We start from the raw sequence: 10,218 nt of genomic DNA, 5'->3' as shown, positions 1-10,218 counted from the left end.
CCATCCCCTACAATCGTCTCGCTTCATCGGAACCGTCATGCCCACGTCTTTGCCCCCGTCTACGTCCGCCCCTGCCCCCCGTCCTTTCCTGTTGGCCTGTCCGGACTTGTCGGCCGAGCGCTTGGGCAACACCGATACGCCCGGCGTCTGGCATTTCGATTCCGGTGCGCCCGGCAAGCGGGTGATGCTGAGCGCGCTGATCCACGGCAACGAGCTGTGCGGCGCCTGGGCGCTGAAGGACCTGCTTGCCGCCGGCCTGCGCCCGCGCCGCGGCACGCTGACGCTGGCGTTCTGTAACCTGGCGGCCTTCGACCGCTTCGATTCCCGCAATTACGCCCCCGCGCGCTTCGTGGACGAAGACATGAACCGCGTCTGGAGCGAGGACAAGCTGTCCGCGCCGATCACGCAAGAGCGCCGCCGCGCCGCCGAACTCCGCCCGTGGGTGGAAGAGGCCGACTGGCTGCTGGACTTCCACTCGATGAGCAATTCCGACGTGCCGCTGCAGCTGACCGGCCTGGAACAGCGCAACATCGATCTGGCGCTGTCCCTGGGCAATCCCGCCACCATCATTGCCGACGCCGGCCATGCCGCCGGCGTTCGCATGCGCGATTTCGGCCGCTTTGGCGAAGCCGGCGACAACGGCACGCGGTCCCTGCTGATTGAATGCGGTTTCCACGGCGCCCCCGAGGCGCGCGGCGTGGCCGCCGATCAGATGGCGCGCTTTCTGGTGCAGGCCGGCACGGTGGACCGCAGCGACATCCCCGCCGCCTGGTTCGCGCCCGGCGCGCCCCTGCAGCGTGCGCTGCGCGTCACACACGCCGTCGCCGCCAAGAGCGCCGACTTCCGTTTTGCCGAGGCCTGGAAGGGCCTGGAGATACTGCCCCAGGCAGGCACCATCATCGGCTGGTCGGAAGGCGAACCCGTCACCACCCCGTACGACAACTGCGTGCTCATCATGCCGTCCACCGCCAACCTGCGGCCCGGCGTCACCGTCGTGCGCCTGGCACAGCCGATTGCCTGACGAACGGCCTGCCAACCCCCCGGCTTTTCCCCAACCCTGAGCCCACCAAGGAAATCATCTCGTGGCCTTGTTCATCCTACGCAGACTGATACAGAGTCTGTTCGTGCTGCTGGCCGTGTCGGTCGTGGTCTTTTTCGCGGTGTATGCCGTGGGCGACCCGATCGAACTGCTGGTCAGCCCTGAAGCCAGCCAGGCCGCGCGCGAGGCGATGATCGCCCGCCTGGGCCTGGACCTGCCCGTGTGGCAGCAGTACACCGGGTTCCTGTGGCGCGCGCTGCACGGCGACCTGGGCACCTCGTTCGTGCACGGCATCCCGGCGATCGAACTGATCGTGCAGCGCATTCCGGCCACGTTCGAGCTCGTGATCGTCGCGATCATGCTGACCTGTGTGATCGGCATTCCGCTGGGCCTGGTCGCGGGCCTGTACCGCGATGAGTACGTGGGCCGCGGCATCATGGCCTCGTCCGTGCTGGGCTTTTCGCTGCCGAACTTCTGGCAGGGCATGATGCTGATCCTGCTGTTCGCCGTCTGGCTAGGCTGGCTGCCGGCCACCGGCCGCGGCGACACGGTGACCGTGCTGGGCGTGCGCCTGTCCATCCTGACCGCCGACGGCTGGTCGCACCTGATCATGCCCGCCATCAACCTGGCGCTGGCGAACATCGCCCTGGTGCTGCGCCTGACGGCCTCCGGCGTGGTGGAAGCCCGCAGCCAGGACTACGTGAAGTTCGCGCGCGCCAAGGGTGTCAAGCCCGGCCGCATCGTGCGCCGCCATATCCTGCGCAACATCCTGATCCCGGTGGTCACGGTGATCGGCATGGAGTTCGGCACGCTGATCGCCTACTCGACCATCACCGAGACCGTGTTCGCATGGCCCGGCATGGGCAAGCTGCTGATCGACAGCGTGTACCAGCTCGACCGCCCCGTCGTCGTTGCCTACGTGATGCTGGTCACGCTGATCTTCGTCATCATCAACCTGGTTGTCGACATCCTGTACGCCGCGCTCGACCCGCGCGTGCAGCTCGTGGCCCCCGCTCATTGAACCGCCATGGCTAACTCTCCCAATCCCGGCCGCACCCGCACCGTCCAGCCTCTGGCCGAGACGCCCCGGCGCGCCGCCATTCTGAAAAAACTGCATGCGCGCCCCACGGTGCGCGGCTCCGTCATCGCGCTGTCCGTCCTGATCATCCTGGTGGTCTTCGCGCCTTTCTTTGCGCCGCAGAATCCGTACGATCTGGCCAACCTGTCGCTCATGGACGGACGCCTCGCACCACGCCAGGCGTTGATGGACGGCAGCATCGCGTGGCTGGGCACCGACGATCAGGGCCGCGACATGCTCAGCGCCATCCTGTATGGCCTGCGCATCAGCCTGATGGTGGGCCTGTCCGCCGTCGTGCTGGCAACCGCCATCGGCGGCGCGATCGGCCTGGTGGCCGCCTACATCGGCGGCTGGGTCGACACCGTGCTGATGCGCATCGTCGACTTCATCCTGGGCTTTCCGACCATTCTGGTGGCGCTGGTGCTGCTGGTGGTGCTGGGCCGAGGGGTCGACAAGGTGATCCTGGCGCTTGTCCTTGTGCAATGGGGGCACTACGCGCGCATCATGCGCAGCCGCGCCCTGCAGGAACGCCGCAAGGAATACGTCGAGGCCGCCGCCAACCTGGGCTTTCCGGCCTGGCGCATCATGCTGTTTCACCTCCTGCCCAACTGCCTGGGTCCGGTGATGGTGTTCGCCACCATCCAGATCGCCACCGCGATCGCGCTGGAAGCGACGCTGTCGTTCCTGGGCGTGGGCGTGCCAATCACCGAACCGTCGCTGGGCCTGTTGATCTCCAACGGCTTCCAATACCTGCTGTCGGGCGACTACTGGATCAGCCTGTTCCCGGGCATTGCGCTCCTGGTTCTCATCCTCTCCATCAACATCGTGGGCGATCGCCTGCGCGAAGCCCTGGACCCGCGCCGAGCATGAGCGACATTCTTCTTGATGTGCGCGGCCTGCGCACTGCATTCCATACCGAGGCCGGCGCGTGGCTGGCGGTCGACGGCGTCGATCTGACCGTGCGCCGTGGCGAGATCGTGGGTCTGGTGGGCGAGTCCGGTTCGGGCAAGTCCGTTACGGGCTTTTCGCTGCTGGGTCTCATCGACCCGCCGGGCGAAGTCGTCGACGGCGAGGTGAAGTTCAAGGGTACGGACCTGCGCAAGCTGTCCGAAGAACAGATGCGCCAGCTTCGCGGCAATCGCATCGCCATGATCTTCCAGGATCCGCTGATGACGCTGAACCCGGTGCTGCGCATCGGCGAGCAGATGATGGAAGCCATCCTGACGCACGAGGACGTGCCACGCGCCCAGGCCGAGGAACGCTGCCGCGAGGCGCTTGCCATGGTCGGCATTCCGTCGCCGGAGACGCGCTTGAAGAGCTATCCGCACGAATTCTCGGGCGGCATGCGCCAGCGCGTGGCGATCGCCATTGCGATGCTGAACAAGCCCGACCTGATCATCTGCGACGAGCCCACGACCGCGCTGGACGTCACCATCCAGGGCCAGATCCTGTACCGCATGCAGCAGATCTGCCGCGAGCACAACACGGCGCTGATCTGGATCACCCATGATCTGGGCGTGGTGGCCGAGCTGGCGGACCGCGTGGCCGTGATGTATGCCGGCCGCATCGTGGAAAGCGGCCCCGTCGAACAGGTGCTGGATGCGCCGCGCCACCCCTATACCCGGGGCCTGCTGGACTCCATGCCTGGCGCGACACAGCCGGGCGCGCGCCTGCACCAGATCAACGGCATGGCGCCCAGCCTTGCCGGCCGCCCGTCGGGCTGTGCGTTCCGGCCGCGCTGCACCAACGCGGTCACGCGCTGCACCGAGCAAGCCCCCTCCGTCACCACCGAAGGTTCGCGCAGCTATCGCTGTTACGTGCCGATCGCCCGCGAGGCACAGTAAGCCATGAGCCAAGCCGATACCCCCGTCATCGAGCTCAAGAACGTCCACAAACGCTTCGAGCAACGGCCTGACCTGGCCCAACGCATCCTCGCCCTGACCGGCCGCCCCATCGACCGCCGCACCGTGTACGCAGTGAACGGCGTGGACCTGTCCATCAAGCGCGGCGAAGTCGTGGGCCTGGTGGGCGAGTCCGGTTGCGGCAAGTCCACGCTGGGACGCGTCGTGGCCGGCCTGCACCGCCAGACCGAAGGCGAGCTGCTGTACCAAGGACAGGACGCGAACCGCCTGCGCGGCGCCGGCAAGCTGGCGTACACGCTGGGTGTGCAGATGATCTTCCAGGATCCGCAGGCGTCGCTGAACCCGCGTCAGCGGCTGCGGCAGATCCTGGGCGAGTCGCTCAAGGTCCACAAGCTGGCGCCGCCGGCCGATATTCCCGGCCGCATCGACCAGGCGCTTACGGAAGTGGGTCTGGACACGGAATACCGCGACCGCTTCCCGCACCAGATCTCGGGCGGCCAGCGCCAGCGCATCGGCATCGCCCGCGCGCTGATGGTGGCGCCCAAGTTCCTGGTCTGTGACGAACCTGTCGCCGCGCTGGACGTGTCGATTCAGGCGCAGGTGATCAACCTGTTCATGGACCTGCGCGAGCAGCACGGCTTCACGTACCTGTTCATCAGCCATGACCTGGGCGTGGTCAAGCACATCTCGGACCGCGTCGCGATCATGTATCTGGGTAAGATCGTTGAGATCTCGACGTCTGCCGAAATCTTTGCCCGCGCCAACCACCCATACACGCAGGCCTTGATGGCTGAAGTGCCGGACGTGGCGCGCCGCGGCCGCAAGTTCACGCCGATCAAGGGCGAGATTCCTTCGCCGCTGAATCCGCCTTCCGGCTGCACGTTCAATCCCCGTTGTCCCCACGCGATGCCGCGCTGCCGCGAAGTGGCGCCGGCCCTGAAAGAAATCTCGGCGGGCCACTGGTCGGCCTGCCACCTGAACGAAGCGAGCGCCTGATGAAACCTTCCGATATGTCCAACGTGGACCGCATCGCCATCGAAATGGGCCACGCCGGCCGCAACGCCATCCTGTACGTGGACGAGGACCGCAACCACGACCGTCCGTTCAAGCTGCAGACCTACCGCCCCTACGGCTACACGCCGGACCGCCCGGTGGTCATCGTGCAGCACGGCGTGCTGCGCAACGGCGACGAATACCGGGACTTCTGGGTCGAGGCCGCGGACAAGCACAAGCTGCTGATCGTGGCGCTGACCTTCTCGAACGAGATCTGGCCGGGCGTTGAGAGCTACAACAACGGCCGCGTGTTTTCGGCCGGGGGCAACCCGCGCCACATCGATGGCTGGACGTACGCGCTGGTGGGTAACGTCATCAAGGACATGATCGCCGGCGAAATCACCGACGGGCAGAACGTCTACCTGTTCGGCCACAGCGCGGGCGGCCAATTCGTACACCGCCTGATGAGCAGCCAGCCGCATGCGCCCTTCAAGGCAGTGACGGCGGGCAATCCCGGCTGGTACACGCTGCCGACGTTCGATCATCCCTATCCCGAGGGCATGGACGGCGTGGGGCTGACCGAGGATCATCTGGTGAAGCTGCTGGCCTACCCGATGACGATCCTGGCGGGCGACAAGGACATCGAGACCAACGATCCCAACCTGCCGTCCGAACCCGCCGCCATGCGCCAGGGCCCGCACCGCTTTGCCCGCGCGCAGAACTACTTCGAGTTCGGCCGCAAGGAAGCCGAGCGCCGCGGCGTGCCGTTTGGCTGGAAGCTGCAGGTGGTGCCCGGCATCGGCCACGACGGCCGCGCGATGTCGGCCGTCTGCGCCAGCCTGTGGTTCGACGGCAAGATGCCCGACGATGCCGAACTGGCCCGTCTGGCCGGCCAGCAAGTCGCCTGAATCCCTTTTCCATTGCTGAAATCCGATACCGCCATGTCCAACACCCAAAGCACTGAACAGATCGTCGCCGGCATCCAAGGCTGGCTGAAATGCGAGTCGCCGTCGAACTTCCCGGAAGGCATCGCCGCGATGGCGCGCATCATCGCCGACTACGCGGCCGCCGCCGGCCTGACGGTGGAGCTGTCGTCGCTGGGCCCCACGACGGGGCCGCTGCTGTACGCGACCAACCGCGCGCCGGGCGATACGCGTCCCGGCATCCTGATCCTGGCGCACATGGATACGGTGCATCCGGTCGGCACGCTGCTGGAGAACCCGGTGCGTATCGACGGCGACCGTCTCTACGGACCGGGCAGCTATGACATGAAGGCGGGCATCTATCTGGCGCTGACGGCCCTGGCGGGCGTGGCGCGTCCGGGTGCGACGCAACTGCCGGTGGACTTCTTGGTGGTCCCGGACGAAGAAACGGGCAGCCACGCGTCGCGGGCGCACATCGAACGCTTTGCTGCGAACGCGAAGTACGCCCTGGTCTGCGAACCGGCCCGCCCCAACGGCGGCAAGTGCGTCACGGCGCGCAAGGGCACGGGCATGCTGAACCTGAACGTCAAGGGCCGCCCGGCCCACGCGGGCATGCAACACGAGAAGGGCCGCAGCGCTATTCGTGAAATGGCGCATCAGGTGCTGGCACTGGAAGCCATGACCGACTACGACCGCGGCATCACGGTCAGCGTGGGCACGATCGCGGGCGGCACGGTCACCAACACGGTCCCGGCGCTGTGCCGCTGCGTGGTGGATTTCCGCGTGCCGGACATGGGAGCCGCGGAAGACGTGCTGCGCCGGATGCGTGAACTGTGCGCGGTGGGTCCGGACGTTGAACTGGACATCGACGTGGAACTGAACCGTCCGCCGATGGTGAAGACTGAGGAGGCGGCTGCGTTGCTGGCCTTGGTGCAGGGCTTTGCGGACCGCGCGGGCTTTCTGCTTGAGGATGCGCCGATGACGGGTGGCGGCAGCGATGCCAACTTCACGTCGGCCATGGGTATTCCGACGCTCGATGGGTTGGGAGCTGATGGGGATGGAGCGCATACGTTGAATGAGTATGTGCTGGTGTCTACGTTGGAGCAGCGGTTGAAGTTTTGGGAATTGCTGCTGCGGGATTTGGCTTAAGTTTTTTGTTTTTCTTGGGCGGGTTGTGCGAAGGGTTCAGTTCTTTGGACGCCCGGCGCCGCGTGGACCTGGGGCGGGCGGCCTTCGGGGACTTACGCGGTGTCTTGCGTCGTGGGGATGACGCTTCGCGTGTGGCTGCTTCTGCCCCAGGTGTCTGACACCCTGGTGAGATTCGCTTCATACCATGTGCGTCTCCCAAGGGTGTCAGACACCGGCAGCGGCAGACGCTCTCGCCAGGCTCAGGCACAGACGGCATTAACCGTCCATCGAACTCCAGTGCCCGATGGGCGGCGCGTACGGGTCGGCAAGTCCCCAGGTGTCTGACACCCTGGTGAGATTCGCCTCATACCATGTGCGTCTCCCAAGGGTGTCAGACACCGGCAGCGGCGGGTGTCTGACACCTAGTTAAAGCCCCAGACGCAGACAAAAGACGCCGCCACCCGAATACCACCAACATCCAAGCCCATTCGCCTAGAATGTCGCCCACCAAAATCGCCATCACCCTCCCTCCCATGCACGCCGCCCCCACCAGCGCCATCGCCTACGGCCTAGCCACCTTAGCCGCCGACGGCACCATCCTTGACACCTGGTATCCGCGTCCCTCGATCGCCGACAACGCCCCGCCCACCGGGACGCGTCATCTGACGCCGGAGGAAGCCCGCGCCGCGCTGGGCGAGCACGTTGCCACGGCCCTTGTCCGGGACACGCGCCGCAAGGTCGATATCGTTGCCGTGCGCACCGCCATTTCATCGCTCGACGAACCGCCCGTCGATGCCCATGACGCCTATCTGCGTCTGCATCTGCTCAGTCACCGGCTCATCCGGCCGCATGGCGCCAATCTGGATGGGTTGTTTGGCGTGCTCGCCAACGTCGCGTGGACGTCGGTGGGGCCGTGTGCGGTGGATCAGGTCGACGCGCTGCGTTGGCATCTGCGCGCCACCGGGCAAGTGCTGGAGATTCGCGGCGTGGACAAGATTCCGCGCATGACCGATTACGTCGTGGCCAGTGGCGTGCGCATCGCGGACACGGCGCGCGTGCGGCTCGGCGCGCATCTGTCGCCGGGCACCACCGTGCTGCATGAAGGGTTCTGCAATTTCAACGCTGGCACGCTCGGCGCGTCCATGGTCGAAGGCCGCATCAGCGCGGGCGTGATCGTGGACGACGGCACCGATATCGGCGGCGGCGCGTCGATCATGGGGACCATGTCGGGCGGCGGCAAGCAGGTGGTGTCCATCGGCAAGCGTTGCCTGCTTGGCGCCAATTCGGGCATCGGCATCTCGCTGGGCGACGACTGCGTGGTCGAGGCCGGCTGCTACGTCACCGCCGGCACGCGCGTACTGACGCCGGAGGGCGCGGTGGTCAAGGCCGTGTCGCTGGCGGGCCAGCACGGGCTGCTGTTCCGCCGCAATTCGCAGACCGGCGCGGTGGAAGCGCTGGTGCGCACCGCAGCGTGGGGCGCGCTGAATCCCGCGCTGCATGCGGGCCACTGAATGGAATATGGCCGCTGCGAGCGGCCATATCAGTGATGCGCCGTGCGCTCGGTCCCCCGAGCCGGCGCCTGGGCGTCAGGCGTATTCCGCCGTTTGCCCCAACTGGTTGTACACCAGGTTGACGAAAAGATCGGAACTCAGGATGCGCGCGACGCGGCATGAGAAAACCGTCTTGCCGCTGTCGTCCTGCAGGGTGACCGTGTCGGTCCAGTCATTGAGATCGATGGGCTGCAGCGACTCGTAGGGCCACGTGACGCCGTCGAGGTGCAGGCCTTGCGCCGACAAGGACACTTCGCGCGTTTCGAAGTCCGGGAAGGTGCCGCCGGTGACATAGCGGAACGTGACGCGCTCGCCCTGCTCCGTCAGCGTCTCCAGAACCGGCAGCCGGCGCGCCACGTAGTGCGAGCGGAAGGCGTCCATGAAGGCGGGAAATTCGTCGACGCCAGCGGCAACCGTCCAGGCGCCTTGCGCAGGGCTGCGGTATGCCAGACGGTCGGCGGATCCTGCTGCCGTGTCCGGCTGGCCGGTGTACAGGCAAAGGTCCTGGATGTCCGCAAAGGCGGTGTAGATACGGGCGCCGCCTTCCTGGCTGACAACGCCGTTTTCGTGCAATTCAAAGCAATCCGGGGCGCTCCCCGTGCGGGTAAACACCGCGAATGCGTCTAGGGCCTGCGGGGTTTCTCTATCTGTCATGCAACTTCCTGATTGAATTGGGGTGCTCTCGCGGCCCAGGACGTCGCAATGTCTTGCGAGCCGTATTCTCCCCCATATGAGAAATACGTGCTTGATGACCCCAATTCCGGCACTTTGAACGAAAATCACTCGCCCGGCGGAATCGGCGCGAAACGCAGGTGCTGCACGTCGCCGCGTCCCGCGATGATCGCCGTGGACTCGGGCACTTCTTCCCAGACACCGGCCATGTCCGACAGCGGCTCGGACAGCAGCAGAAAGGCGTCGTCGTCCATGGCGGCGATCTGCGCGTTGTCCGGGTAGAGTTCGCGCAGGTGACGCACGCAGGTGTTGTGAAACAGCGTGCGCGAGTCGCCTTCGCTGGAATAGCGCACCGCGATCAGCCGCTCGCCGTCCAGCGCGCACACCGTCATGTTGATGGGATGCGCCACGCCATGGCGCCGGCCGGTTTCCTCGACGGCGCCGACCATGCGGGCAAGTGCGGGGATCGGATCCTCGTCCAGGCCGAACGTAAGCGCCAGAAGAAACATCACCTCGGAATCCGTGGAGCCTTCCAACGATCCGAAATACGCGGGCGCGATCATCAGCATCAGATCACGCCGCAGCAGCGGGTAGTCGCGGATAAGGCCGTTGTGCACGAACAGCCATTGCCCATGGCGAAAAGGGTGGCAGTTGGTCTCTTGCGCGGGCGTGTCGGTGGCGGCGCGGATGTGCGCGACGAACAGCGGCGCGTGGATGGCGCGGGCCGCCTCGCGCAGATTGCGGTCGTTCCACGCCGGATGCACGCTGCGATAGCGGAACGGCGGTTCGCTGGGCCGGCCTTCGACGCCGCGGCTATACCAGCCCAACCCGAAACCGTCGCCGTTCGTGGTGGTGGCGCCCAGGCGGGAATGCAGGCTTTGTTCGATCAGAGAGTGCTTGGCCTTGAACAGCACGCTCTCCATCTGCAGGGGACTACCGGTGTAAGCCAGCCAACGGCACATGATGCGCTCCT

10 protein-coding genes are annotated in these 10,218 nt (G+C 66.1%); 8 read left to right on the top strand and 2 right to left on the bottom strand.

The window, feature by feature from the left end; all coding sequences use genetic code 11:
* The 8 genes from AC6LJW_RS21410 to dapD form a co-directional block, all read left to right on the top strand.
* A partial coding sequence (locus AC6LJW_RS21410) for a M14 family metallopeptidase (protein WP_498088211.1) occupies positions 1–1,021 on the top strand: 1,021 nt, incomplete at its 5' end.
* 61 nt (positions 1,022–1,082) lie between these two features.
* Complete coding sequence (locus AC6LJW_RS21405) at positions 1,083–2,060, top strand: ABC transporter permease (RefSeq protein WP_056564864.1); 978 nt, start codon at positions 1,083–1,085, stop codon at positions 2,058–2,060.
* Between the two features lie 6 nt (positions 2,061–2,066).
* Positions 2,067–2,987, top strand: a complete 921-nt coding sequence (locus AC6LJW_RS21400) for an ABC transporter permease (protein WP_056564867.1) — start codon at positions 2,067–2,069, stop codon at positions 2,985–2,987.
* Positions 2,984–3,961 carry an ABC transporter ATP-binding protein gene (locus AC6LJW_RS21395; protein ID WP_056564870.1) on the top strand — a complete coding sequence of 326 codons (978 nt, stop codon included), beginning with the start codon at positions 2,984–2,986 and terminating at the stop codon, positions 3,959–3,961. Before AC6LJW_RS21400 ends, AC6LJW_RS21395 begins: the two co-directional genes overlap by 4 nt.
* A 3-nt stretch (positions 3,962–3,964) precedes the next feature.
* Entirely contained in the window at positions 3,965–4,975 is a 1,011-nt protein-coding gene (locus tag AC6LJW_RS21390) for an ABC transporter ATP-binding protein (RefSeq protein ID WP_056564873.1), read from the top strand.
* Positions 4,975–5,880: an alpha/beta hydrolase gene (locus tag AC6LJW_RS21385; protein WP_498088210.1), complete on the top strand. Its 906-nt coding sequence runs from the start codon at positions 4,975–4,977 to the stop codon at positions 5,878–5,880. Before AC6LJW_RS21390 ends, AC6LJW_RS21385 begins: the two co-directional genes overlap by 1 nt.
* Positions 5,881–5,913: 33 nt before the next feature.
* Positions 5,914–7,044 carry a M20 family metallopeptidase gene (locus AC6LJW_RS21380; protein ID WP_056566913.1) on the top strand — a complete coding sequence of 377 codons (1,131 nt, stop codon included), beginning with the start codon at positions 5,914–5,916 and terminating at the stop codon, positions 7,042–7,044.
* A 476-nt stretch (positions 7,045–7,520) separates the two neighbouring features.
* Positions 7,521–8,534: a 2,3,4,5-tetrahydropyridine-2,6-dicarboxylate N-succinyltransferase gene (gene dapD, locus AC6LJW_RS21375; RefSeq protein ID WP_498088209.1), complete on the top strand. Its 1,014-nt coding sequence runs from the start codon at positions 7,521–7,523 to the stop codon at positions 8,532–8,534.
* Between the two features lie 75 nt (positions 8,535–8,609).
* On the opposite strand, the gene AC6LJW_RS21370 is transcribed toward dapD, so the two are convergent.
* Both AC6LJW_RS21370 and AC6LJW_RS21365 read right to left on the bottom strand, forming a co-directional pair.
* Positions 8,610–9,227 (bottom strand): hypothetical protein, encoded by a 618-nt coding sequence (locus AC6LJW_RS21370; protein ID WP_056564881.1) that lies wholly within the window; start codon positions 9,225–9,227, stop codon positions 8,610–8,612.
* A gap of 125 nt (positions 9,228–9,352) precedes the next feature.
* Positions 9,353–10,207: a class II glutamine amidotransferase gene (locus AC6LJW_RS21365; RefSeq protein ID WP_056564883.1), complete on the bottom strand. Its 855-nt coding sequence runs from the start codon at positions 10,205–10,207 to the stop codon at positions 9,353–9,355.
* Between the last annotated feature and the right edge of the window lie 11 nt (positions 10,208–10,218).

It is taken from the genome of Achromobacter sp. 1012554356, from assembly GCF_059760815.1.
Note: the sequence above shows the minus strand (reverse complement) of the source record. Positions and strands in the feature narration are given on the sequence as shown.